The following is a 25,269-nucleotide window of genomic DNA, read 5'->3' as shown; positions in this document are numbered from 1 at the left end:
CCGCCGGATAGAGTGACCGGCGTGACGACGCTGCCTGACCGCCGCCTCCTGCTGGTCCACGCGCACCCCGACGACGAGTCCATCGGCACCGGCTCGACGATGGCGCACTACGCCGCCGCCGGCGCCCACGTCACCCTGGTGACCTGCACCCTCGGCGAGGAGGGCGAGATCCACGTACCGGCGCTGGCCCAGCTCGCCGCAGCCGAGGCCGACCAGCTCGGGGGCTGGCGGATCGCCGAGCTGAACGCCGCCTGCGCCGCGCTCGGCGTCACCGACCACCGCTTCCTCGGCGGGGCCGGCCGCTACCGCGACTCCGGCATGATGGGCCTCGCCACCAACGAGCACCCCCGGGCATTCTGGCAGGCCGACCTCGACGAGGCCGCCGGGCACCTGGTGGAGATCATGCGGGAGGTACGCCCGCAGGTCATGGTCACCTACGACGACAACGGCTTCTACGGCCACCCGGACCACATCCAGGCGCACCGGGTCGCGATGCGCGCGTACGAGCTGGCCGGCGCGGAGGGCTTCGCCCCGGCGAAGGTCTACTGGACCGCGATGCCGCTCAGCGTGCTGGAGGCCGGCCTGACCCACTTCGCCGAGGCGGCCGACAACCCCTTCGCCGGCATCCAGGACATCTCCGAGCTGCCCTTCGGCACCCCGGACGCGCAGATCGCCGCCCGGATCGACGCCACCGAGCAGCACGCCGCCAAGGAGGCGGCGATGCGCGCGCACGCCACCCAGATCCCCGACGCCTCCTGGCTCTACTCGATCGCCGGCAACTTCGGCAGCGAGTTCATGGGCGTGGAGTACTACACCCTCGCGTTGGGGGAGAAGGGGCCGGGCAGCGGCCCGTACGGCTGGGAGGACGACCTCTTCGCCGGGCTCGACGTCGCCGACGGCCCGGACCGGTCCCCGGTCGCGGCTGCCGGTCTCCGGTGACTCTGCCCGTCGCGTCGATGTCGGCCGCCCCGGAGGAGACCGCCCCGCCGCCGCCCGTGCGGTCCCGGCGGCTGCTCGACCTCGCCCTGCGGGTGGCCGGCGGGCTGATCGCCGTCCTCGGCGGGACGCTCACCGCGGTGCTGGAGCTGCTGCTGGCCACGCTCCGGGTCGGCGGCCAACTGATCGGCGTCTCGGTGCTGGTCGCCATCGGCGCGAACATCGCGCTGAGCTGGTTCGCGCACGAGGCCGTCGGCCGCCGGTGGGCGGTGGCGCTGCCCGCGACCCCCTGGTTCGTCCTGATGGCGGTGGCGGCGGTCCGCACCGCCGAGGGGGACCTGCTGGTCTCCGGCGACAACTGGGTCGGCCTGGCGATGATCGTGGCCGGCGCGATGACCTTCGCGGTGATGGGTTTCCGGCAGATCCTGGCGCCGCCGCCGGTCCCTTCGGGGGACTGACGCCGCACCGGTTCCGGTGGTAGACATTCCTGCCAGGAGGCCCGCCGCCGGGGCGGGCGGTACGGCGGGAGGCGTGCGATGAGTGAGCGGTGGCGCGGGACGGCGGTTCTCGCGGTCGCGCTGTTCGCGGTCAACGTGGTCGCCCGGCTGGTCACCCGGTTCGGCTTCGACGGCGACGACACGGCCGCCGCCGACCGGGTGTCGCTGGGGATGTTCGTGGTGATCGGGCTGGTCCTGGCCGCGGTCGCCTTCGTCTGGGGCAGGCGTCAGCCGGTGGCCGCCTGGGGTGCGGACCTGGCCGCCGCGGTCGGGGTCGCGCTGCTGCTGACGGTGCTGGTGGGGCCGCTGCTGGTCGGTGACAACCCGTTCGGCGGGGGCGCCGGCACCTTCTTCGCCCAGATCTGGCTCTACCTCGCGGCGGCCGGCGTGGGCGTGCTGCTCGGCTACCTGCTGCTCACGGCGCTCGGCCTGGACCACCGCTCCCAGTCCCTCAAGCGCTACGCCGAACTCCGGGCCACCAAGCCCCGCCGCGTGGTCCGCCGCTGACCCGCCCCGCCGTGGCCGGACGGGTCAGGCCGGTGGGGTGCGGGTCAGGTACGTGTGGTGGGTGGTGAAGCCGAGGGAGCGGTAGAGGGCCACGGCCGGCGTGTTGCGCTGCTCGACCTGGAGGAAGGCGCGGGAGGCGCCGGCCGCGGCGCCCCAGTCGACGAGGGCGCGGATGATCCGGCCCGCCAGGCCCTGCCGCCTCGCCTCCGGCAGCACCTCGATCAGGCTGAGCCCGAGCCAGCGTCCCGGCCCGGTGACCGTGCCCCGGCCGATGGCCAGCAGCGCGCCGTCGGCGTACACGTGGGCGAAGCGGACCTGGTCCACGGCGGTGAGCACGTGCCGGGCGGCGTCCGGTAGCCCGCCCTTGCGGCCGGCGGCGACGGTGAGCCAGTCGTCCGACGGCGCGGTGGCCAGCGCGACCGGCGGCGCCCCGGCGTGCTCCGGCGCGGCCGGCGGCAGCCCCGCCAGCGGCACGGTCTGCACCAGTACGGGCGGCCGGCCGACCCAGCCGCGGGCGTCCAGCTCCGCGCCGACCGGCGCGGCGAGCGGCAGCGGGGTGTTGACCATCGGCGGCTGCCCGAGGTCGGCGTACCAGCGCTCCACCGCGTCCAGCGCGGCGGGCAGGGGCCGGTCCGGGTCGCCCACGGGCAGCGCCGAGTTGGCCCGGCCGGTCCAGCCGTCGGCGGCGCGCAGCCGCCAGTCGCCGAGCCGACCCCGTACGGCTGCGGGCCAGGCCTCGTCGGCGGCCAGTTCCAGCTCGACCACCGCCGCGGCGGTGGGCCGGCGGGCCGGCGGCACCCGCTTGGCCCGGTGCACCTCGGCCACCGGGACCCGCAGCCGGCCCTGCTCGGTGGCGAGCGTGAGGTGGGTCTCACTCAGCTCGACCAGCTCGCCGAGGGCGTCCGAGAAGAGCGGCCGGCCCTCGCGGATGCCCACGATCCGGCGAACCACGATCCGGTGTCCCACATCCTGCTGTCGGAGCACGATCGACCCCCTCCCCGGCGAGATACTAGGCTCTTACCGTCGCGGGTGATCGCGGCGTGTCTTGCGGAGGAGAAGACCGGTGACCTACATCATCGCCGAACCGTGCGTGGATGTGCTCGACAAGGCTTGCATCGAGGAATGTCCGGTCGACTGCATTTACGAGGGCAACCGGATGCTCTACATCCACCCCGACGAGTGCGTCGACTGTGGTGCCTGTGAGCCGGTCTGCCCGGTCGAGGCGATCTTCTACGAGGACGACGTGCCGGAGCAGTGGAAGGACTACACCGGCGCCAACTACGAGTTCTTCGAGGAGCTGGGCTCGCCCGGTGGCGCCTCGAAGATCGGCAAGGTGGAGAAGGACGCGACCTTCGTCGCCGCGCAGCCGCCGCGCGGCGAGGGCCACTGAACCGGCCGGCGCCGGTCTCGTCGCGGCTGCCGGAGTTCACCTGGGACACCCTGGACGCCGCGGCCGCGCTGGCCGCGGCGCATCCTGAGGGTCTGATCAACCTCTCCATGGGTACGCCGGTCGACCCGGTGCCCGAGGTGATCCGGCGGGCGCTGGCCGACGCGTCCGACGCCCCGGGCTACCCGCTGACCGCCGGGACGCCGGTGCTGCGCGAGACGATCGCGGCCTGGGTCGCGCGGGCCTGCGGCGCCGGCGTCGACGGCCTCGGCGTGCTGCCGACGATCGGCTCGAAGGAACTCGTCGCCTGGCTGCCGACCCTGCTCGGGATCGGCCCCGGCGACGTCGTCGTGGTGCCCTCGATCGCCTACCCGACGTACGAGGACGGGGTGCGGCTCGCGGGTGCCACCGTCGTACGCGCCGACTCGCTGACGGCCGTCGGCCCCACCCCACGCGTACGCCTGGTCTGGGTCAACTCGCCCGGCAACCCGACGGGCCGGGTGCTGCCGGCGGCCCACCTGCGCAAGGTGGTCGACTGGGCCCGGGAGCGCGGCGCGGTGGTCGCCAGCGACGAGTGCTACCTGCCGCTGGGCTGGTCCGCCGAGCCCGTCTCGGTGCTCTCGCCCGAGGTCTGCGGCGGCTCGTACGACGGGGTGCTGGCCGTGCACTCGCTCTCCAAGCGGTCGAACCTGGCCGGCTACCGGGCGGGCTTCGTGGCGGGCGACCCGGCGCTGGTGGCGGAGCTGCTCAAGGTCCGCAAGCACGCCGGGATGATCGTGCCGGCGCCGGTGCAGGCGGCGATGGTGGCCGCGCTGCGCGACGGGCGGCACGCCGACGAGCAGCGGGAGCGCTACCGGGCCCGGCGCGAGGTCCTGCACGCCGCGTTCACCGGCGCGGGCTTCACCGTCGAGCACTCCGAGGCCGGGCTCTACCTCTGGCTGACCCGGGGCGAGGACTGCTGGGAGACGGTCGACTGGCTGGCCCGGCGGGGCATCCTCGCGGCCGCCGGCGTCTTCTACGGTCCGGGCGGTCGGCAGCACGTGCGGGTGGCGCTGACCGAGTCCGACGAGCACGTGGCGGCGGTCGCCGGCCGGCTGCGCGCCTGAGCGCGATGACGACCGACGCGTCGGCGCCGGACCCGGCCGGGCGCTGGGCCGGGGTCCGGGCGGCGGTCGTGGGCACCGGCCTGATCGGCGGTTCCGTCCTGCTCCGGCTGCGCGCGGCCGGCCTGGACGTCGCCGGTTGGGACCCGGACCCCGCGACCCGCCGGTACGCCCGGCGGCAGGGCGTCGAGGCCCCGGAGACGCTCGACGAGGCGGTGGCCGGGCGCCGCGTGGTGCTGCTCTGCGGCCCGCTGCCCACCCTTGCGGACACCCTGCTGCGGGTCGCCCGGGCGGCCCCGCCCGACTGCGTACTGACGGACGTCGGCAGCACGAAGGCCGAGCTGGCGGCCTTCGCCGCGCGGCACGGCCTCGTCGACCGGTTCGTGCCCGGTCACCCGATGGCCGGCGCGGACTCCGCCGGGCTCACCTCCGCCACGGCCGCGCTGCTCGACTCCGCCGCCTGGGTGCTCTGCCCGTCCGACGGCCCGGCGACGGCCGCGTTCCGGTGGCTCGCGGCCCTGGTCGTCGACGTGTTCCGCGCCCGGGTGGTGCCGATGTCCCCGCAGGAGCACGACGAGGCCGCCGCGCTCGCCTCCCACGTGCCGCACCTGCTCGCCGGGGCGCTGGCGGGGGCGGCCCGGCACGCCGCCCTGGGCGACGCGGTCCTCGCGCTCGCCGCCGGCAGCTTCCGGGACGGCACCCGCGTCGCCGGCACCCCGGCCGCGCGTACCGCCAGCATGCTGCTCGGCAACCGCGACCGGGTGCTGGACGGCCTCGTCGGCGTCACCGCCTTCCTCGACCGGCTGGCGGGCGCGCTGCGGGCCGGCGACGCCGCCTCCCTCACCGCCCTGTACGCCGAGGCCGAGGCGACCCGCTCGGCGCTGCTCGCCCGCCCGTTCGACACCTCCGTACGGGAGTTCCCGGCGGGCGGCGACCACGCCGCCGAGGTCGCCTGGCTGCGGCGGCTGGGCGCGGGCGGTGGGCACCTGAGCGCCTGTCGGGTCGCGGCCGGCACGGTCTCCTACACCGCGCACGCCCCGGCGGGCACCGCGCCGGCCTGACCCGCGACCGGCTCCGCCGCCGTGGCGCGGGCACGGTCGACGTCCCCGCCGCCCGCGACCCGTGGGGCAGCCGGTACGTGCCGACGTGCAGGGCCAGCCCCCGTCCGGCGTGCTCCGGACGGCGGGCGGGTCGGTGGGTGCGCGGTTAGGGTGAGGGCATGGTGGACGGACCGGTGGTGGCGGTGCGCGGCGAGGCGTACCGGGAGGTGGCTCCGGAGATCGCCCGGTTCGCGGTGACCGCCAGGGCGCGCGACCGCGAACGGGAGGCCACCCTGACCCGGCTGGCCGAGCGGGCCGCCGCCGTCCGGGTGCTGCTCGACGCCGAGGGCACCGGCATCGACCGGCGGGAGACCGGTGAGCTGCGGGTACGGCCGGAGACCCGACGCTCCGGCGAGCGGGTGGTGGCGTACAGCGGGAGCGTGACCACCACCGTGACGGTCAGCGACTTCACCGCGCTCGGCGAGCTGATGCTGCGCCTGGCCGACCAGGACCAGATCGAGGTGGCCGGGCCGTGGTGGGCGCTGCGGCCGGGCAGCCCGGCCCACCGGGAGGCCCGGCACGCCGCGCTCGCCGACGCCCTGCTGCGGGCCCGCGAGTACGCGGAGGCCCTCGGCGCCCGGGTCACCGCCCTGATCGAGCTGGCCGACGCGGGCGCGGCGGAGCAGCCGATGATGAGCCGGATGGCGTACGCGGCCGACGGCGCGGAGAGCGCTCCGCCGGAGCTGGAGCTCGACCCGCAGCCGCAGACCGTGCACGCCGCGGTGCACGCGCGGTTCGCGATCAGCGAGCCGGTCCTCGGCTGATGGCCGCCGGCCGGGTCGTCGGGACCGGCGAGCTGGTGGCGCGGGCGCGCGCGCTCGCCGAGGCCGGCCCGCGGCAGCTGCTGGGCATCGCCGGGCCGCCCGGCGCGGGCAAGTCGACGCTGGCGGAGCGGATCGTCGAGGAGGTCGGCCCGACGGCCCGGCTGGTGCCGATGGACGGCTTCCATCTCGCTCAGGCCGAGCTGCGCCGCCTGCGCCGGGCGGAGCGCAAGGGTGCCGTGGACACCTTCGACGCCAACGGCTACGTGTCGATGCTGCGCCGCCTGCGGCGGCTGGAGCCGACGGCGGTCTACGTGCCGGCGTTCCGCCGGGACCTGGAGGAGCCGGTGGCCGGCTCGATCGAGGTGCCGCCGTCGGTGCGGCTGGTGGTCACCGAGGGCAACTACCTGCTGGTGGACGCGACCCCCTGGGACGAGGTGCGGCAGCTGCTGCACGAGGCGTGGTTCCTCGACCTGGACGCCGAGCTGCGGCTGCGCCGGCTGACCGCCCGGCACGAGGCGTACGGGCGGTCGCCGGAACAGGCCCGGGCGTGGGCGACGGGCAGCGACGAGGCCAACGCCGCCCTGGTCGCCGGCACCGCGCACCGCGCCGACCTGGTCGTCCGCCTCGCCGAGCCGCCACCGACGCCCTGACGGGGATCCACGCTCAGCGCCGTCGCCGTTCCCCGGCGACGCCCTGACAGCGCTCCGACGGCGTCGACGCGGCGTCAGCCGGAGCCGGGCCGGGGTACCGGGACGCCCCGGCGCAGCAGCCACGCCACCCGCGAGCGTTCCCGGTGGAACTCCGGCGCCTCGGGGTAGCCGCTGTGGTTGCGGATCGGGGGGTCCGCCACCTCCCCGTCGCTGGGGTGCAGCGCCTCCGGGTCGCGTACGGGCAGGTCCCGTTCCCCGGCGGTGACCGGCCAGCCGAGCGGGTCGGTGTCGCGCCAGAAGTTGGTCCAGCGGACCTTGTCGCCGGGCGGGGTCAGCGCGTCGGCGAGTACGGGCAGCCGGTCCGGGCCGAAGTAGCCGGGGAAGACCCGCCCGTAGAGCCGGGTCAGCTGGCAGCCGTACGAGAAGAACCAGATCCGCCGGCGTGCGCGGGCCGGCAGTTGCAGGAGCACCGCCGCGCAGAGCACCGTGCCCTGGCTGTGCCCGGAGAGGATGATCCCGTCCACGCCCCGGGGGTCGTGCTCGGGGAGCGCCAGCAGTCCGGCGACGCGGGTCTGCAACTCGGGTACGGCCCGCTCGGCGTAGCTGGGCGGGGCCAGCGGGTGCGCCGTCCGGGGCCAGAAGGTGCCCACGTCCCAGACCACGCCCACGGAGCGGCGGACGACGTCGTTGCGGTAGACCAGCATGCCCACCGTGGCGATCAGCACCGGCAGCCAGCCGAGCAGCCGCCCACCCATCTCGGAGATCCACTCGACCACCGCCGCGCCGCCGGTCGCCACCGTGGGGTGCGGTGGGCTGTGGTTGAGCAGGGCGGCGCAGGAGAGGGTCGCCAGCACGAGCGACACGGCTGCGTAGCAGCCGACCAGCCGTACGGCGTGTTCGCCGACCAGTCGGTGCAGCGCGCGCCAGGCGGCGACGTCGCGGCAGCGCCGCAGCTCGTGCGCGGAGAGGGGGACGCCGGTGCGCGCCGTCGCCTCCGCGTACTCGTGGCGGCGCAGGCGCAGGTAGAGCAGCGCGGCCCGGACGACGGTGGCGGCGAGCGCGAGCAGGGCGGCGGCGAAGACGAGCCCGGCCCACAGCACCGGAACCGGGGGCGCGACGGGGGAGGACCCGCCCGTGGCCGGGCCGCCGTTGAGCCGGCCGGTGACCCAGTAGAGCAGCCCGGCGCTGTAGGAGACGCAGAGCATCCAGCCGAAGCCGGCGAGGAGCGCCGGCGCGCGCCCGCCCCAGGCCAGGTCGGTGTGGGGCCCCAGGGGTTGTCGCCCGAGCGGCACCGGGACGCGCGGCAGCAGCAGCCCGGTGGCGGCCAGGGCGACGATCAGGACGACGACCGTCCAGAACTCCAGCGCGGCGGGCGCGGGTGGCAGCCCGGGCAGCCACCCGGTGAACCAGGCGAACCCGGGAACGAGCAGCAGGGCGGCCGCCGCCGGCGCGGCCAGCGCCCGCCGCCCGGACCGGGCCACCGCGCCGATCGCGATCAGCAGCAGCAACTGTCCCGTGCCCAGCCATGCGACGATCCAGTTCAGACCGGGCAGCGACCGGTCGGCCGGGCAGGCCGGCGCGCCGGCGGTGCGGGCGCAGCCGCGGGCCGGGCGCAGGTCGGCCAGGGGCGTACCGGCGGGGCCGTCGGGCAGCAGCAGGATCAGCACCGTGCCGGCCAGCCCGACCCCGGTGAGCGCGGCGACCGTGATGCTCCACCGGCCGAGCGGGGTGGCCCCCGCGCGCCGCGTCAGGTCGGGTCCGGCGAGGGCCACGACCGCGACGACCACGACTGCGGCGAGGGCCGCCACGGTGGACCAGGCGACGACCGCCCGCGCGCCCCGGGGCGGGTCCAGGGCGAGGACCACCCCCAGCGGTACGGCGGCGGCGACGACCACGCCGGTGCACAGGTGCAGCACGGCGCCCCTGCGCAGCTGACCCTCGCCGATCCAGAAGGTGCGGTCCTGCAACGGGTTCGCGGGCGGGCCGGGGGGTGGGTCCGGTGCGGCCGGGCCCGCCTCGGGTTGCTGCGGTCCGTCCGGCGGTGCGTCGGCGGGCCGCGGAGCCCTCGGTGGGGGCACCGGTTCGGCGGGCATCTGTGCCTCGTACTGGTAGGTGCGCCAGCTCACCAGGCCGAGCAGGGCCAGCGCGCCGAGGGGCACGATCAGGCCGACGGCCATCGGTCTGGTGCCCTCGCTCCACCAGCCCCGTCCGAGGAACTCCCAGGGGCCCGGGATCCGGCGCAGGCAGTCCTGGTCGACGCACTGCCAGCCCACGAGGTCGACCCCGACGGCGGTGAGGGTGAGGGCGAGGGTGCCGGTGAGGCTCAGGCAGAACAGCCGGATGAACCACGCCGTGATCCCCGAGGTGCTGTGCCAGCGTTCGGTGCCGGGGTCGGCCGGGATGGACGGCCGGGCGTGCAGCGCGACGTTGGCCAGCGTGAACGGGAGCAGCAGCGTCCACAGTGCGCGTTCGACGTCGCGCGCGGTACGCGCGCCGGAGGTCAACTGCCCCCAGCTGTACGCCTCGACGACGACCGGGTCGTTGGGCTCGGCGGCGGGGGAGCGGTAGAAGCCGGTGACCGGGCCGCCCGCGACGAGCCAGGGCGGCAGGGGCGCGTCTTCGCCGGGGGCCGGGCGCAGGCCGAGGATCTGGCCCGGGGGAGTGTTGGAGACCCCGTGCACGCGCAGTTCGAGAACCCGACCGACCATCTCGCCCCCTGGTGACGACATCACCACCCACAGTGCCGGGTGCCGGGTGCGAAACGCCAGGGCTTGGAGGGTGTTTGTGCAGGTGGTGGGCTTGATCGTGGTCAGTCGAGCTGGCGTACGACCCGGGCGGGGTTACCCACGGCGACGACGTTCGCCGGCAGGTCCCTGGTCACCACGGCGCCCGCGCCGACGACGGTGTTCTCCCCGATGGTGACGCCGGCGAGCACGATGGCCCCGCCGCCGAGCCAGACGTTGTCGCCGATGGTGATCGGCTTGGCCGCCTCCCACTTGTCGCGGCGGGGCCCGGGCTCGACGGGGTGGGTGGGGGTGAGCAGTTGCACGTTCGGTCCGATCTGGACGTCGGCGCCGATGGTGATCGGGGCGACGTCGAGGAGGACCGCGTTGAAGTTGACGAAGCTGCGCGGTCCGATCCGGACGTACCGGCCGTAGTCGACGTACAGCGGCGGTCGGACGTGGGTGCCCTCGCCCACCTCGCCGAGCAGGTCGCGCAGGGCGGCGAGCCGGGCCTCGGGATCGGCGGCGGGGCTGCGGTTGAAGCGTTCCATCAGCCGCGTCGCCCGGTCCAGGTCGGCGGCGATCTCCGGGCCCTCGGCGATGTAGGGCTCGCCGGCCAGCATGCGTTCCTTCATGGAGGTCACCGGCCGATCATCCCCGATGACGGGGCCCGATCGTTGGCTGGTCCGTCATCTTCGTGTCTTCATTTTGCATACTCGGTATGCAATCCTGATGACTGTCAATGCGTCCATCCCTACAGGTAGTAACGCCCGACGAGGAGGATCCGTTGCAGCGAAGAAGAAAACTGGTCGGTCTCGGTCTGGTGCTCGGCGTGGTGCTCGGCACCCCCGGCATGGCCGTTGCCCAGGCGCCCGCCGATCCGGCCCCCCGTCCCGTCCCGGCCCCGTCGGCCCCGGCGGCGGGCACCGGCAACCGCCCGGTCACCGTCACCCTGCTCACCGGCGACCGGGTCACCGTCACCGGCTCCCGCGCCAGCGTGCGCCCCGCGCCAGGGCGTGAGGACGTCCGCTTCCTCACCCGACGCGATCGGGGCCACCTCTCGGTGGTGCCCGAGGACGCCGTGGCGCCGATCCGCGAGGGACGGGTCGACCGGCGGCTGTTCGACGTCACCGAGCTGGTCGCCGCCGGTTACGACGACGCCCGGCGCGACCACCTGCCCCTGCTGATCACGGGCGGCAACGGGGCGGCCCGGCGCTCGGCCGTGCCCGGCGGGGTGACGGTCACCCGCGAGCTGCCCGCCGTCGGCGGCCTCGCCGCCACGGCGAGCAAGCGGCGCGCCACGGAGGTCTGGGCGGCGGTCACCGCCGCCGGTGCACGCGTCGGCGCGGCAGGGGGCGCCGACCGGATCTGGCTCGACGGCCGGCGTCAGCTCACGCTCGACCGCAGCGTGCCGCAGATCGGCGCGCCGGAGGCCCACCGGGCCGGATTCACCGGTCGGGGCGTGCGGGTCGCCGTGCTGGACACGGGGATCGACGCCACGCACCCCGACCTGTCCGGCCGGGTGGCCGAGGTGCGCAACTTCACCGAGGAGTCGGCGGCGGGCGACGTGGTCGGGCACGGCACCCACGTGGCCTCGATCGTCGCCGGCAGCGGCGCCGCCTCCGGCGGTCGCCTCCGGGGCGTCGCCCCCGACGCGACGCTGCTCGACGGCAAGGTCTGCGAGACGTACGGCTGCCCGGAGTCGGCGATCCTCGCCGGCATGCAGTGGGCCGCGGTGGAGCAGCGGGCCGACGTGGTCAACCTCAGCCTCGGCGGCTACGACACCCCGGAGGTCGACCCGCTGGAGGAGGCCGTCAACACGCTCACCGCGCAGACCGGCGCCCTCTTCGTGATCAGCGCCGGCAACTCCGGCCGGTTCGCGCCGGTCAGTTCCCCCAGCACCGCCGACGCCGCCCTCTCGGTGGGCGCCGTCGACCGGGACGACAGCCTCGCCGACTTCTCCAGCCGTGGCCCCCGCACCGGTGACGACGCGCTCAAGCCCGACATCACCGCCCCCGGGGTGGACATCGTGGCGGCGCGCAGCCGTGACGGCGTGATCGGCGAGCCGGCCGGCGACGGGTACGTCTCGCTCTCCGGCACCTCGATGGCCGCCCCGCACGTCACCGGCGCGGCGGCGCTGCTGGCCCAGCAGCACGCCGACTGGAAGGCCGACCGGCTCAAGGCCCTCCTGATGTCCTCGGCGAAGCCGAACCCCGAGCTGACCGCGTACGAGCAGGGGGCCGGGCGGGTCGACCTGGCCAGCGCGGTCCGGCAGACGGTGACCAGCGACCCGCCGAGCGTGTCGCTCGGACGGGCACTCTGGCCGCACCACGACGACACCCCGATCACCCGCACCGTGACCTGGCGCAACGACGGCGCCGCCACCGACCTGGAGCTGACCGTCGAGGCGACCGGCCCGGACGGCAGGCCCGCCCCGGTGGGCATGTTCACCCTCGGCGCGAGCCGGATCAGCGTGCCGGGCGGCGGCACGGCGAGCGCCACGATCACCGCCGACACCCGGGTCGACGGCCCGGACGGTCACTACACCGGCCGGATCGTGGCCCGCTCCGGCGGCGCGGTGGTGGCCGTGACCCCCGTGGCGGTGCACCGGGAGGTGGAGAGCTACACGGTGACCGCCCGGCACCTGAACCGCGCCGGCGCGCCCGCCGGTGAGCACAGCACCACGCTGGTCTCCCTGGACGAGCTGAACCCGTTCGACCTGTACGACCCGGACGGCACCGCCGAGCTGCGGGTCCCCAAGGGCCGGTACGGGCTGGTCAGCTACGTGTTCGACGTGGACGGCGAGGAGCTGACCGCGGCCACCCAGCTCGTCCAGCCGGAGCTGGTGGTCGGCGGGGACACGCGGATCACCCTCGACGCCCGACGGGGCAAGCCGGTCCGGATGAGCGTCCCGCAGCGCTCGGCCACCCCGGCGCTCGTCGTCACCGAGGCGAGCTTCCTCGCCGAGACGGGCAGCTACACCTTCGGCCTGCTGGACTCCGACTTCGGCGGTCTCTTCACCGCCGGGCTCGGGCAACCGGTGCCCGCACAACGGTTCGTCGCCACGGTCAGCAGCCAGTGGGCCGACCTGGAAGCGGCGAGCAGCCCCTACCTCTACGCCCTCAGCGAGGCCGTGCCGGGCCGGATGCCGACCGGCTTCGTCCGGCACTACCGGGCGAAGGACCTGGCCACGGTCACCCACCGGTTCAACGGCGGCAGCCCGGGGCTGGTCACCGACCGGCTGGTCTTCGCGCACCGGGATCCCGACCTCGGCGGCTGGGCGGTCGGCCTGCGTACCGCCACGCCGGGGCAGCGGGTCGAGCACTACAACACCCGGGGCGTGCGCTGGTCCTCCGAGCTGGACTTCGGGGTGCCGACCGACGAGGGCTGGGCCGACCTCAAGGCGATCCTCTTCTCCGAGGCGCGCAGCCTGCGTCCCGGGCGGCACTACCGGGAGAGCTGGAACAGCGCGCCGTACGGGCCGTCGTTCCCGGCGGCGGGGATCACCCGGCAGGGCGACCGCATCGAGGTGGGCCTGCCGCTGCACAGCGACGCCGAGGGGCACGCGGGAGGCTCGGTCGCCGACACCGCCCGCACCGCCCTCTACCGCAACGGCGTGCTGGTCGGGGAGACGCCCGAGCCGGCGTACGGCGGGTTCGACGTGCCGCCGGGCGCGGCCGACTACCGGCTGGAGGTGTCGTCGAAGCGGAGCTTCACCGACCTCGCCACCGAGGTGGCGGCCACGTGGACGTTCCGGTCGCGGCACGTCGGCGGGGACGACCCGGTCGCGCTGCCGGCGTCGGCGATCCGGTTCGCGCCCCGGCTGGACCGGGACAATGCCGCCCCGGCGGGCCGGAGCTTCGCGATCCCGGTGGAGGTGCAGCGGCAGCCGGGCGCGCCCAGGACCCGGATCGCCGCGCTGACCGTCGACGCCTCCTACGACGGCGGGAAGACCTGGCAGCGGGCCCGGGTCCGCCCCGGCGGGGACGGCTGGACGGCCACCGTGCGGCACCCAGACGGCACCGGGCACGTCTCGCTGCGGGCCACCGCCCGGGACACCGCCGGCAACACGGTCACCCAGCGCGTCATCCAGGCGTACCGCCTGCGCTGAGGCGTACCCCCGCCGGGTCCGCGGCCGATCGCGGGCCCGGCGGGGGCGACCCGTCAGTCGTTGGCGTGCAGCGCGGCGTTCAGCTCGATGCCCCGGCCCGCGCGCTGCTTCGCCTCCAGCGCACCGGTCACCGAGTTGCGCCAGAACAGCAGGTTGTCCACCCCGGACAGCTCGCGGGCCTTGACCACCCGGCCGTCCGGCAGGGTGATCTTGGAGGCGGCGGTGATGTAGCAGCCGGCCTCCACCATGCAGTCGTCGCCGAGCGAGATGCCCACGCCCGCGTTCGCGCCGATCAGGCTGCGCTCGCCGATGCGGACCTTGTCGGTGCCGCCGCCGGAGAGGGTGCCCATGATCGAGGCGCCGCCGCCGATGTCGGAGCCGTCGCCGACCACCACGCCCTGCACGATCCGCCCCTCGACCATGGAGGTGCCGAGCGTGCCGGCGTTGAAGTTGCAGAAGCCCTCGTGCATGACCGTCGTGCCGGCCGCCAGGTGCGCGCCGAGCCGGACCCGGTCGGCGTCGGCGATCCGCACGCCCGACGGCACCACGTAGTCGGTCATCCGGGGGAACTTGTCCACCCCGTAGACGGCCAGGTGGCGGCCGGCGGCCCGTTCGATGACCCGCAGCTCGTCCACCCGCTCCGGGGGGCACGGCCCGGCGGAGGTCCAGGCCACGTTCGCCAGCTTGCCGAAGATGCCGTCGAGGTTGAGCTCGTTGGGTCGCACCAGGCGGTGGGAGAGCAGGTGCAGCCGCAGGTACGCGTCGGCGGCATCCTTGATCGGGTCGTCCAGCGAGTCGATCACGGTGACCACCTGGACGGTACGCAGCCCGGGCAGCGCCCGGTCGCCGACCGCTCCCGGCGGCAGGTCCAGCACGTCCGCCTCGTCCTCGCCGGCGACCAGCGGCAGCTTGCCGAGGCCCAGCTTGCCGGTCGGGTACCAGGTGTCGAGCACCTGGTCGTCAGCGGTCACGGTGGCCAGGCCGATGCCCCAGGCGGATTCGGACGTCACTGATTCACCTCTCGTTCGTGGCTGCCGGGCGGGCGGGTCACCAGGTGCCCCGCGCGGCCGCGCGCTCTGACGCCGGCCGCCCGGAACGCTCGCTCCTCACGCGCCCGACCTGACGGTACCGTGCGAACCATGGAGAACCCGCTGACCCCCGAGGTCCTGGCCGATCCGGTGGCGCTGACCCGAGCGCTGGTCGACATGGAGTCCGTGTCCCTCAACGAGAAGGCGATCGCCGACTGCGTGGAGCAGGTGCTGCGGGGCGTACCGCACCTGAGCACGTACCGGCACGGCAACACGGTGATGGCCCGGACGGACCTGGGCCGCGACCAGCGGGTGGTGCTCGCCGGTCACCTGGACACGGTGCCGCTGAACAACAACTTCCCGTCGACCATGCGCGGCGACCTGATGTACGGCTGCGGCACCTCCGACATGAAGTCCGGGGTGGCGTACGCGCTGCACCTGGCCGTGAGCCTGCCCGACCCGCGCTACGACGTGACGTACTTCTTCTACGAGGCGGAGGAGATCGAGTCGAAGTACAACGGCCTCTTCCTGGTAGCCGAGGCGCACCCGGAGTGGCTGGAGGCGGACTTCGCGCTGCTGCTGGAGCCGACGTACGGCATCGTCGAGGCCGGGTGCCAGGGCACCATGCGCTCGGTCGTCACCACCACCGGCGTACGCGCCCACTCGGCCCGCTCCTGGCACGGCGTGAACGCGATCCACGCGGCCGGCGAGGTGCTCGACCGGCTGGCCAACTACGAGGCGCGGCGGGTCACCATCGACGGCTGCGACTACCGCGAGGGGATGAACGCGGTCCGCATCCACGGCGGCGTGGCCGGCAACGTGGTGCCCGACCGGTGCGAGGTCGAGGTCAACTACCGCTTCGCGCCGGACCGGACCCCGGCCGAGGCCGAGGCGCACCTGCGCGAGGTCTTCGCCGGCTTCGACGTGCGGGTCACGGACTCGGCCGCCGGCGCCCCGCCCGGGCTGGAGGCGGCACCCGCCAAGGAGTTCGTGGCGGCGGTGGGCGCGAAGCCGATCGGCAAGCTGGGCTGGACGGACGTGGCCCGGTTCGCCGCGATGGGCGTCCCGGCGTTGAACTTCGGCCCGGGCGATCCGAACCTGGCCCACCACCCGGACGAGCACGTCGAGATCAGCAAGATCCGGGACGGCGCCGCCACGCTGCACCGCTGGCTCGCCTCCGCCTGACGCCCGGGGCGGGTGGCCTCCTCGCATGGACGGAGGGTCCGCGTCGGACGACGCGGACCCTCCGCTCACGGTGCTGCCGGTGCGGCTCAGACGGTGGTCGACGCCTCGGCGGCGGGCCGGGCGTCGGTCTGGCCGCCCTGATCGGTGGACGGTTCCATCAGGCGGGCGCGGCGGCGCTCGGCCACCACGTCGCGGATGCGGCGCTGCATCTGCCGCCGGATCCGGATCATCTCGCTGTTGCTGATCACGCTGACTCCTCCCCCGAAGGCGCGCGCCGGGGCATACCCGGTATGTGAATAGTAAGACGTCCGTGCGACCGAATTAGTTGCCCAAGATCGGAGATTATTTTCCGGTCGTCGCCGCCGGAGCTCGCCGTCGTCCGCCGCACCGCCGTCGTCCGCCGCACCGCCGTCGTCCGCCGCACCGCCGTCGTCCGGCGCGTCGCCGAGCGTCGCCCGAGAGCCGCCTCCGCCGGTCGGCGCAGGTCCGGCTCGTGGTGCCCGCACCTGGCGGGTGCCGCTCCACTACGGTGGCTCCCATGGGTCAGAGCAACGGGCGGGAGTCCGGCCGCCAGCCGGGACAGGAACGGCACCGGGGGGCCGTGACGCTGCGCCGACAGGCGATCACGAGTAGCACGGCCGATCAGCGCCTGCTCGATTCGCGGGGGCGTGGCGATTGGAAGACCAAGGACGCCTGGCGGGCGCTGCGCATCCTCTCCGAGTTCGTCGAGGGCTTCGACACCCTCGCCGACCTGCCCCCGGCGGTCAGCGTGTTCGGCTCCGCCCGCAGCCGGCCGGAGAGCCCGGAGTGCCAGCTGGCCGAGGCGCTGGGCGCCGCCCTGGCCCGGGCGGGCTACGCGGTGATCACCGGCGGCGGGCCGGGCGTGATGGAGGCGGCCAACCGGGGCGCCAGCGAGGCCGGGGGGCTCTCGGTTGGTCTCGGCATCGAGCTCCCCTTCGAGCAGGGCCTCAACGACTGGGTCGACCTGGCCATCGACTTCCGCTACTTCTTCGCCCGCAAGACCATGTTCGTCAAGTACGCCCAGGCGTTCGTCGTGCTGCCCGGCGGGTTCGGCACCATGGACGAGCTCTTCGAGGCGCTGACGCTGGTGCAGACCGGCAAGGTCACCCGCTTCCCCGTGGTGCTGATGGGCGCGGAGTACTGGAGCGGCCTGCTCGACTGGCTGCGCGGCACGATGGCCGCCGACGGCAAGATCGGTCCGGTCGACCTGGACCTGATTCGCGTGACCGACGACGTCGACGCGGCCGTCCGGCACATCGTGGAGGCCGAGGCCGCCCTCAACGTCGAGCAGGAGGCGGTCCGCGAGGAGGCCGTCGCCGTCACCGCCGCCGACCAGCAGGCCGCCGCCGAGGCGGGCGACGAGAACCGGGAGCGCTGATGGCGGCGATCTGCGTGTTCTGCGCCTCCTCCCGTACGCTCGACCAGCGCTGGCTGGACCTCGCGGCCGAGACGGGCTCGGAGATCGCCCGGCGCGGGCACACGCTCGTCAGCGGCGGCGGGTGCGTCGGCATGATGGGCGCGCTGGCGGACGGGGCGCGGGCCGCCGGCGGTCGGACGGTCGGGGTGATCCCGCAGTCGCTGGTCGACCTGGAGGTCGCCGACCTGGCGTCGGACGAGCTGCTGATCACCGACTCGATGGCCAGCCGCAAGACTGTCATGATCGACAAGTCGGACGCGTTCCTCACCCTGCCGGGCGGGCTCGGCACCCTCGACGAGCTGTTCGAGGTCTGGACGACCGCCACCCTCGCCCTGCACGCCAAGCCGATGGTGCTGGTCGACACCGACGGCTTCTACCGCCCGGTGCTCGACTGGCTGGGCGCGCTGGCCGACCAGACCTTCCTCAAGCCCGCCGGCCTGGGCCTGCTCACCGTGACCGACACGGTCCCCGCCGCCCTGGACGCCATGGAACGCCAGCTGACCTGACCCCACCCCACCCGCCCCCGTGCCCCCGCGCCGGAAGAGGGCGGGGTGGCGGGGCGGGGGTGTCGTACCGGCGTGGTGGGATGGGCGGATGCAGGCGTACCGGCTGGTGCGCCGGCCTGCCGAGGCGGTCCGGGGGGACCAGCGGCCCGGCGGGCCGGCCCGGGGGGACGGTCGGTCCGAGGGGCCGACCGGTGACGAGCGGCGCTCCGAGGGGCCGATCGGCGGCGAGCGGCGCTCCGGAGAGTCCACGGGCGCGCGGCGCGCGGCGGCGCGGCTGACCGATCCGCACCAGGCCGAGATCGTGGCACACACCGACGGGCCGATGCTGGTGCTCGGTGGCCCCGGCACGGGCAAGACCGCCACGCTGGTCGAGGCGGTCGCCGCCCGGGTGGCCGAGGGCGTCGACCCGGAGCGGATCCTGGTGCTCACCTTCGGCCGCCGGGCCGCCACCGCGCTACGCCAGCGGATCGAGGCCCGGGTCGCCGAGGACGGCCACCGCGCGCTGCGCGAGCCGCTGGTGCGCACCCTTCCGGCGTACGCCTTCGGGCTGCTGCGCCGGGCCGCGGCCGAGCGCGGCGAGCCGTCGCCCCGGCTGCTCACCGGCCCGGAACAGGATCTGATCATCCGTGAGCTGCTCGACGTGGTCGGCGAGGAGCCCGACGACGACCCGGTCGGCTGGCCGGAGGACCTGCGCCCCGCGCTGCGTACGCGGGCCTTCGCGGCGCAGCTGCGCGACCTGCTGATGCGCGCCGCCGAGCGGGGCGTGGGCCCCGTCGAGCTGGCCCGGCTGGGCGAGAAGCTCGGCCGCGCCGACTGGCCCGCCGCCGCCCGCTTCCTGCGGGAGTACGTGGCCGTGCTCGCCCTGCGCGACGTCAGCAACCGGGGCTCCGTCGCGTACGACCCGGCCGAACTGGTGCGGGCCGCCACCGGGATGCTGCTCGACGATCCCGAGCTGCTCGCGGCCGAGCGCCGCCGGCTGGCGTACGTCTACGTCGACGAGCTGGCCGACACCGACCCGGCCCAGCAGGACCTGCTCGCGACGGTGGCCGGCGGCGGCAAGCCCCTGGTCGCGTTCGCCGACCCGGATTCGTCCACGTACGCCTTCCGTGGCGCGGACCCGGCGGGGGTGACCACGTTCCCGCACCGCTTCCGCACCGCCTCCGGAGCTCCCGCGGCCCAGGTGGTGCTCACCACCTCCTACCGGGCCGGGGCCCGGCTGCTCGCCGCGTCCGGCCGGCTGGCGCGTCGGCTGCGCGGCCCGGCGGCGCACCGCCGGCTGCACCCGCTGCCCGACGCGCCGCCCGGCGCGGTCGAGGTACGCACCTTCCGCTCGGCCACCAGCGAGGCGGCCTGGCTGGCGCACGCGCTGCGCGAGGCGCACCTGCTCGGCGGCGTGCCCTGGTCGGAGATGGCCGTGCTGGTGCGCTCCACCGGGCGGCAGCTGCCCTCGCTGCAACGCGCCCTGCACGCCGCCGGGGTGCCCACCGTCGTGCACGGCGAGGACCTGCCGCTGCACCTGCAACCGGCGGTCGCGCCGCTGCTGCTCCTGCTGCGCTGCGCCCTGGAGCCCGAGCGGCTCGACGAGGAGGCCGCCGTGGCCCTGCTGCACTCACCGCTCGGCGGCGCCGATCCGCTGGCCGAGCGGCGGCTGCGGCAGGGGCTGCGGGCCCTGGCGCTGGCCGGCGGCGACCGGCGGCCCTCCGGCGAGCTGATCGTGCAGGCGCTGCGCGACCCGGCCGAGCTGGCCGGGATCGAGCGGCACTGGGCGGAGCCGGCGCAGACGGTGGCCGGCCTGCTGGCCGTCGCCCGGGAGGCCGCCGAGCGGCCCGGGGCCACCGCCGAGGACGTGCTCTGGGCGGTCTGGCGGGCCAGCGGGCTCGCCGAGCTGTGGTCGGCGGCGACCGGCCGGGGCCAGACGGTGGCCGGCGAGGGCGACGTCGCGCGGCGTCGCCGCGCCGAGGCGGCCGACCGCGACCTCGACGCCGTGATGGTGCTGTTCGACGCGGCGGCCCGTTTCACCGACCGGCTGCCCGGCGCGCGTACGGAGGTCTTCCTCGACCACGTCCTCGCGCAGGACCTGCCGGCCGACACCCTCGCCCCGACCGCCGACCGGGGGGAGGCGGTGCGGCTGCTCACCGCCCACGCCGCGAAGGGACTGGAGTGGGAGCTCGTGGCGGTCGCCGGGGTGCAGGAGGGCGTCTGGCCCGACCTGCGGCTGCGCGGCAGCCTGCTCGGCTCGGAGCGTCTGGTCGACGTGCTCGCCGGCCGGACGGCCGGGGCCGGCGTGGTGGCCACCCTGGTCGGGCAGAGCTCGGCGCTGCTCGACGAGGAGCGGCGGCTGTTCCACGTCGCGGTCACCCGGGCCCGACGACGGTTGCTGGTCAGCGCGGTCGCCTCCGCCGCGGTCGGCGGCGACGACCACGAGGAGCAACCGAGCCGCTTCCTCTACGAGCTGGGCCCGACGGACCCGACCGCGCCGCCCGGCCCGCCCTCCCCGGGCGACGGCCCTCCGCCGTCCGGCGACGGCCCTGACGGCCCCGACCCGGCCCGGCCCGATCGGGACGCGCCGCAGCGGCCGGGAGGCGACGGGAGCGCCGACGTCGAGGAGGAACCGGACCGACCGGGCGCGTTGCCGGTGAGCCGGCCGCCCCGGGCGCTGACCCTGCCGGCGCTGGTGGCGGAGCTGCGTACGGCCGTCAGCGACCCCGCCGCGCCGTACGCCCGGCGGCAGGCGGCGGCTGCCGAGCTGGCCCGGCTCGCCGCCGCCGGGGTGGCCGGCGCGCACCCCGACGACTGGTGGGGGCTGCGGCAGCTCTCCGACGACCGCCCGCTGGTCGACGAGGGGGCGCCGGTCCGGGTCACGCCGTCGGCGATGGAGAGCGCGCTGCGGTGCAGCCTGCGCTGGCTGCTGGAGCGGCACGGCGGCAGCCCGCCGGCCAGCGCCGCCCAGGGGGTCGGCAACCTGGTGCACGCCGCCGCGATGCTCGCCGAGGACGCCAGCGCCGACCGGGGGGCGCTGCTGGACTACGTCGCCGCCCGGTTCGACGCGATCGAGCTGGCGGCCCGCTGGATGGTCGGGCCGGAACGCAGCCGCGCCGAGGCGATGGTGGACAAGCTGCTGCGTTGGCTGGCCGCGAACCCGCGCCGGCTGCTCGCCATCGAGCACGAGTTCGCCGTACGCCTCGACGACCCGCAGCGGCCGGTCGAGCTGGCCGGCCGGGTGGACCGGCTGGAGGTCGACGAGGACGGCCGGCTGGTCGTGATCGACCTGAAGACCGGCAAGTCCACGGCGGTCACGGCCCACGACCTCGCCGAGCACCCGCAGCTCGGCGCCTACCAGGCGGCGGTGGAGGCGGGCGCCTTCGCCGACTTCGGCGAGGAGTCCGGCGGGGCGGCCCTGGTGCAGCTCGGCACGGGTGCGAAGGACGCGAAGGAGCAGAGCCAACCGCCGGCCGGGGAGGGCCCGGAGGCCGGCTGGGCGACCGCGCTGGTGCGGCGCACCGCCGATACGATGGCTGCCGCCACCTTCGCTGCCGTCGCCAACTCGAAGTGCCGGGTCTGCCCGGTGCGGACGAGCTGCCCGGTCTCCGGGCAGGGCCGCCAGGTGGTCGAGCCGCCGACCGCCCGCCGCCCGGAGACGCCTTGACGCAGCCCGCCCTGTTCAGCGGCGTGACCCCGGCGCCCCGGGTCGCCGACGCCGGTCCCCGGTACACGCCGGTGGAGCTGGCGAAGCTGCTGCGGCTGCCCGCGCCGACCCGGGAGCAGGCGGCGATCATCGCGGCCCCCGTCGAGCCGCTGCTGGTGGTCGCGGGCGCCGGCTCGGGCAAGACCGAGACGATGGCCGCGCGGGTGGTCTGGCTGGTCGCCAACTCGTACGTGCGGCCGGAGCAGGTGCTCGGGCTCACCTTCACCCGCAAGGCCGCCGGGGAGCTGGCGCACCGGGTGCGTACGCGGCTGGACCAGTTGGTGCGGCGGCTCGGGCGGCGGGGGCGCGACCCGCTCGACGACCCGCTGGCGGGGGAGCCGACGGTCTCCACCTACCACTCGTACGCGGGCCGGATCGTCACCGAGCACGGGCTGCGGGCCGGCTACGAGCCGTCCACCCGGCTGCTCACCGAGGCGTCCCGCTGGCAGTTGGTCGACCTGCTGGTACGCAACTACGACGGCGACATGTCCGAGGTGGACCGGATGCCGAGCACCGTCACCGACGCGGTGCTGGCGCTCGCCGGGGAACTCGACGAGCACCTGGTCGACCCGGACGCGCTGGCCGCGTGGACGGGCCGCTTCTTCGCCGAGGTGCAGGCGCGGCCCGGCCGGGTCTACGCCGACGTGCGCAAGGCGCTGCAGATCCAGCAGACCCGCCTGAAGCTGCTCCCGCTGGTGCGTGCGTACGCCCGGCGCAAGGAGGACTTCGAGGCGATGGACTTCGCCGACCAGCTCGCCCGGGCGGCCCGGGTGGCCCGGGACCACCCGGGCGTCGGCGAGATCGAGCGCGACCGCTTCCGGGTGGTGCTGCTCGACGAGTACCAGGACACCAGCCACGCCCAGGTGGTGCTGCTCAACGCGCTCTTCGGCGGCGGGCACCCCGTGACGGCGGTCGGCGACCCGTGCCAGTCGATCTACGGGTGGCGCGGCGCGAGCGCCGGCACCCTGGACCGCTTCCCCACGGAGTTCGCCCGCGCCGACGGCGCGCCGGCCGAGGTGCTCAGCCTCACGACGAGCTGGCGCAACCGGCCCGAGATCCTCGGCGTCGCCAACGCCCTGGCCACCCCGCTGCGGGCCGCCGGCGCCCGGGTGCCGGAGCTGCACGCGGCGATGAGCGTCCGGGAGCCGGTCCCGCACCGTAGCGCCCGCGGTGCCGCCGGCGGCACCGTCCACTGCGCCCTCCTGCGGACGTACGCCGACGAGGCCGACTGGATCGCCGACAGCGTGCTGCACGCCTGGCGGGGAGCTGCGGGGATGCCCGGCGTGCTGCCCGAGCACATCCCGGTGCCGCTGCGGCCCACGACCGCCGTGCTCGTACGGCTGCGCAGCCAGATCCCCGCGATCGAGTCGGCGCTGCGCGAGCGCGGCCTGCCCGTCGAGGTGGTCGGCCTGGGTGGCCTGCTGGACACCCCCGAGGTACGCGACGTGGTATGCACCCTGCGGGTGCTGGCCGATCCCACGGACGGGGCCGCGCTGCTGCGCCTGCTGACCGGCGCGCGCTGGCGGATCGGGCCACGCGACCTGGTGGCGCTGCACCGCCGGGCGAAGGCCATCGCGGCGGCCCGGCGCAGGCTCGCCGACGACGGCACCCCCGAGATCAGCCCGGACCTGCTCGACGAGGCGACCCTGGTGGAGGCGCTGGCCGACCTGGGCCCGGCGCATGCGTACTCGGCGGAGGGCTACGCGCGGCTGCGCGCGTACGCCCGGGAGTTGGGCCTGCTGCGCTACCGGCTGGACCAGTCGCTGCCGGAGCTGATCGCGGACATCGAGCGGACGATCGGCCTGGACGTGGAGGTGGCGGTGCGGGCGGGCCGGGACGGGGCCGGGGACGCCGGCCTGGCCCGGGGCCACCTGGACGCGCTCGGCGACGTGGCCGCCCGGTTCAGCGGGGAGACGCCGGGCGCCACCCTGTCGGGGTTCCTGGCCTACCTGGCCGCCGCCGAGGACGAGGAGCGCGGCCTCACGCCGGGCGAGGTGGAGGTGGTCGAGGGCGCGGTGCAGATCCTCACCGCGCACGCCGCGAAGGGCCTGGAGTGGGACGTGGTCGCGGTGGCCGGGCTGAGTCGGGGCGTCTGGCCGGGGCCGGTACGCAACTCCGACCACTGGCTCGGCGGGCTGGGCGTGCTGCCGTTCCCGCTGCGCGGCGACGCCGACGGGCTGCCCGAGCTGGGCCTGGCCGAGGCCGAGGACCAGCGGGGGGTGGCCCGGGCGCTGGAGGACTTCACCGACGCCTGGCGGGCGCACGACGAGCGGGAGGAGCGCCGGCTGGCGTACGTGGCGGTGACCCGCCCCCGGCGGTTGCTGCTCTGCTCCGGCTACTGGTGGGGGGAGGGCACCAAACGGCCGCGCGGCCCGTCGGTGCTGCTGCGGGAGGTGCACGACGCCTGCCTGGACGGGGGCGCGGGGCACCTGGTCGACGAGTGGACGCCGGAGCCGCCGGGCGACGCGGTCAACCCGACGACCGAGGTGGTGCTGCGCGCCGAGTGGCCGGCCGACCCGCTGGGCGCCCGCAGGCCGGCGCTGGCCGAGGCGGCCGCCCTGGTCCGCCGCTTCCTCACCGACGGCGACCCGGCGGCCCGCCCACTGTCCGACGGCGACCCGGCCGAACGGACGCTGTCCGATGGCGACCCGGCCGAACGGACGCTGTCCGGCGACGACACCGCCGGACGGACGCTGCCCGACGGCGAGACGCCCGCCCGCCCCGTGGCCGGCGACGACACCGCCGGGGCGGGCGCGGACCCGTCGGTGGGTGACGCGGACGTGGCACGGTGGCGGCGGGAGGCCGATCTGCTGCTCGCCGAGCGGGCCGAGCTGACCCGGCAGTCCGGCGCGATCGTGGTGGCGCTGCCCGGCCAGTTGTCGGTCACCCAGCTGGTCGCGCTGCGCCGCGATCCGGCGGCGCTGGCCCGCGCGCTGCGCCGCCCGGTGCCCACCGAGCCCAACCCGTACGCCCGCCGGGGCACCGCCTTCCACACCTGGCTGGAGCAGCGCTTCGGTGCCGACCGGCTGCTCGACCTGGACGAGCTGCCCGGTGCGGCCGACGCGGACGCGGCGCCCGACGAGGCGCTGGCCGAGCTCCAGGAGCGCTTCCTGGCCAGCGAGTGGGCCGACCGGGTGCCGGTCGAGGTGGAGGTGCCCTTCGCCACAGTGATCGCCGAGGTGGTGGTCCGGGGGCGGATGGACGCCGTGTTCGCCCGGCCGGGCGGGCGGTTCGACGTGGTCGACTGGAAGACCGGCCGGCAGCCCGCCGGCACCGCCGCCGACGTGGCCGCCGTGCAGCTCGCGGTCTACCGGCTGGCCTGGGCCGAGCTGGCCGGCGTGCCCGTGGAGCGGGTCGGCGCGGCGTTCCACTACGTGCGGGACGGGGTCACGGTCCGCCCGGCGGACCTGCTCGACGCGGACGGCCTGACCGCGCTGATCGCCTCCGTACCGGAAATTGCGGCAGACGGTGGTGCCCGGCCGAATCCGTGATAGGTTGGTCGCGTTGCAGTTATGGTTCCCAGAGACTCTGTGTGCGCCTGGAGGATTGTGGCCCAGGCGCTCTTTGTTGTGTCCGGAGTTCTCCGGGCGGGGCGACCAGAAGCGACAAGCGAGCCAGGCAGTTCCGCGTGGCGCGCTCCTCTTCGAGC

The 25,269-nt window shown here is 75.8% G+C and carries 19 protein-coding genes; 14 read left to right on the top strand and 5 right to left on the bottom strand.

Translation table 11 applies throughout. The features are described 5' to 3' along the window. Positions 1–12: 12 nt before the first annotated feature. From mshB to AC5L34_RS00995, 3 genes are all read left to right on the top strand, one after another. Positions 13–939, top strand: coding sequence for an N-acetyl-1-D-myo-inositol-2-amino-2-deoxy-alpha-D-glucopyranoside deacetylase (mshB, locus tag AC5L34_RS01005; RefSeq protein WP_494823647.1), 927 nt, complete (start codon positions 13–15; stop codon positions 937–939). 17 nt (positions 940–956) lie between these two features. Next, entirely contained in the window at positions 957–1,394 is a 438-nt protein-coding gene (locus AC5L34_RS01000) for a hypothetical protein (RefSeq protein WP_441175781.1), read from the top strand. A 78-nt stretch (positions 1,395–1,472) separates the two neighbouring features. After that, the gene (locus AC5L34_RS00995; RefSeq protein ID WP_441175641.1) at positions 1,473–1,940 is read left to right on the top strand and encodes a hypothetical protein; all 468 of its coding nucleotides are present in this window, start codon (positions 1,473–1,475) and stop codon (positions 1,938–1,940) included. 24 nt (positions 1,941–1,964) lie between these two features. Here the strand turns inward: AC5L34_RS00995 and AC5L34_RS00990 are convergent, their stop codons facing one another. Beyond that, complete coding sequence (locus AC5L34_RS00990) at positions 1,965–2,924, bottom strand: GNAT family N-acetyltransferase (RefSeq protein ID WP_441175642.1); 960 nt, start codon at positions 2,922–2,924, stop codon at positions 1,965–1,967. Positions 2,925–3,003: 79 nt separating this feature from the next. Between AC5L34_RS00990 and fdxA the strand changes: the two genes are divergently transcribed. The 5 genes from fdxA (at position 3,004) to AC5L34_RS00965 (ending at position 6,944) form a co-directional block, all read left to right on the top strand. Further along, on the top strand, positions 3,004–3,330 hold the full coding sequence (gene fdxA, locus AC5L34_RS00985) for a ferredoxin (protein ID WP_091422126.1): 327 nt from the start codon (positions 3,004–3,006) through the stop codon (positions 3,328–3,330). Further along, a complete protein-coding gene (gene dapC / locus AC5L34_RS00980; protein WP_441175782.1) occupies positions 3,327–4,433 on the top strand; it encodes a succinyldiaminopimelate transaminase in 1,107 nt (368 codons plus the stop codon). The genes fdxA and dapC overlap by 4 nt, the downstream gene beginning before the upstream one ends. A 5-nt stretch (positions 4,434–4,438) precedes the next feature. Beyond that, entirely contained in the window at positions 4,439–5,491 is a 1,053-nt protein-coding gene (locus AC5L34_RS00975) for a prephenate dehydrogenase (RefSeq protein WP_494823646.1), read from the top strand. 158 nt (positions 5,492–5,649) lie between these two features. Further along, the gene (locus AC5L34_RS00970; protein ID WP_441175644.1) at positions 5,650–6,294 is read left to right on the top strand and encodes an SIMPL domain-containing protein; all 645 of its coding nucleotides are present in this window, start codon (positions 5,650–5,652) and stop codon (positions 6,292–6,294) included. Then, complete coding sequence (locus AC5L34_RS00965) at positions 6,294–6,944, top strand: nucleoside/nucleotide kinase family protein (RefSeq protein WP_441175645.1); 651 nt, start codon at positions 6,294–6,296, stop codon at positions 6,942–6,944. Before AC5L34_RS00970 ends, AC5L34_RS00965 begins: the two co-directional genes overlap by 1 nt. A 74-nt stretch (positions 6,945–7,018) precedes the next feature. Here the strand turns inward: AC5L34_RS00965 and AC5L34_RS00960 are convergent, their stop codons facing one another. Together AC5L34_RS00960 and AC5L34_RS00955 are read right to left on the bottom strand one after the other, a co-directional pair. Further along, complete coding sequence (locus tag AC5L34_RS00960) at positions 7,019–9,673, bottom strand: hypothetical protein (RefSeq protein WP_494823645.1); 2,655 nt, start codon at positions 9,671–9,673, stop codon at positions 7,019–7,021. Between the two features lie 80 nt (positions 9,674–9,753). Next, a complete protein-coding gene (locus AC5L34_RS00955; RefSeq protein WP_441175647.1) occupies positions 9,754–10,311 on the bottom strand; it encodes a sugar O-acetyltransferase in 558 nt (185 codons plus the stop codon). Positions 10,312–10,409: 98 nt separating this feature from the next. Between AC5L34_RS00955 and AC5L34_RS00950 the strand changes: the two genes are divergently transcribed. Continuing rightward, positions 10,410–13,778 carry a S8 family serine peptidase gene (locus tag AC5L34_RS00950; protein ID WP_441175648.1) on the top strand — a complete coding sequence of 1,123 codons (3,369 nt, stop codon included), beginning with the start codon at positions 10,410–10,412 and terminating at the stop codon, positions 13,776–13,778. A 53-nt stretch (positions 13,779–13,831) separates the two neighbouring features. Here the strand turns inward: AC5L34_RS00950 and dapD are convergent, their stop codons facing one another. After that, positions 13,832–14,788: a 2,3,4,5-tetrahydropyridine-2,6-dicarboxylate N-succinyltransferase gene (gene dapD, locus AC5L34_RS00945; protein ID WP_101412659.1), complete on the bottom strand. Its 957-nt coding sequence runs from the start codon at positions 14,786–14,788 to the stop codon at positions 13,832–13,834. A 129-nt stretch (positions 14,789–14,917) separates the two neighbouring features. Between dapD and dapE the strand changes: the two genes are divergently transcribed. After that, positions 14,918–15,991 carry a succinyl-diaminopimelate desuccinylase gene (gene dapE / locus AC5L34_RS00940; protein ID WP_441175649.1) on the top strand — a complete coding sequence of 358 codons (1,074 nt, stop codon included), beginning with the start codon at positions 14,918–14,920 and terminating at the stop codon, positions 15,989–15,991. An 86-nt stretch (positions 15,992–16,077) separates the two neighbouring features. On the opposite strand, the gene AC5L34_RS00935 is transcribed toward dapE, so the two are convergent. After that, the gene (locus AC5L34_RS00935; protein ID WP_441175650.1) at positions 16,078–16,239 is read right to left on the bottom strand and encodes a hypothetical protein; all 162 of its coding nucleotides are present in this window, start codon (positions 16,237–16,239) and stop codon (positions 16,078–16,080) included. A 290-nt stretch (positions 16,240–16,529) separates the two neighbouring features. On the opposite strand from AC5L34_RS00935, the gene AC5L34_RS00930 reads away from it, so the two are divergent. The 4 genes from AC5L34_RS00930 to AC5L34_RS00915 all read left to right on the top strand — a co-directional run bounded on the left by AC5L34_RS00930 (position 16,530) and on the right by AC5L34_RS00915 (position 25,111). Further along, a complete protein-coding gene (locus AC5L34_RS00930) occupies positions 16,530–17,390 on the top strand; it encodes an LOG family protein (RefSeq protein WP_441175651.1) in 861 nt (286 codons plus the stop codon). After that, the gene (locus AC5L34_RS00925) at positions 17,390–17,935 is read left to right on the top strand and encodes an LOG family protein (protein ID WP_494823644.1); all 546 of its coding nucleotides are present in this window, start codon (positions 17,390–17,392) and stop codon (positions 17,933–17,935) included. The genes AC5L34_RS00930 and AC5L34_RS00925 overlap by 1 nt, the downstream gene beginning before the upstream one ends. Positions 17,936–18,023: 88 nt before the next feature. Continuing rightward, positions 18,024–21,581 carry an ATP-dependent helicase gene (locus AC5L34_RS00920; protein ID WP_494823643.1) on the top strand — a complete coding sequence of 1,186 codons (3,558 nt, stop codon included), beginning with the start codon at positions 18,024–18,026 and terminating at the stop codon, positions 21,579–21,581. Continuing rightward, positions 21,578–25,111, top strand: coding sequence for an ATP-dependent helicase (locus AC5L34_RS00915; RefSeq protein WP_494823642.1), 3,534 nt, complete (start codon positions 21,578–21,580; stop codon positions 25,109–25,111). Before AC5L34_RS00920 ends, AC5L34_RS00915 begins: the two co-directional genes overlap by 4 nt. Positions 25,112–25,269: the final 158 nt, after the last annotated feature.

Source organism: Micromonospora sp. ZG13, assembly GCF_059359355.1.
Note: the sequence above shows the minus strand (reverse complement) of the source record. Positions and strands in the feature narration are given on the sequence as shown.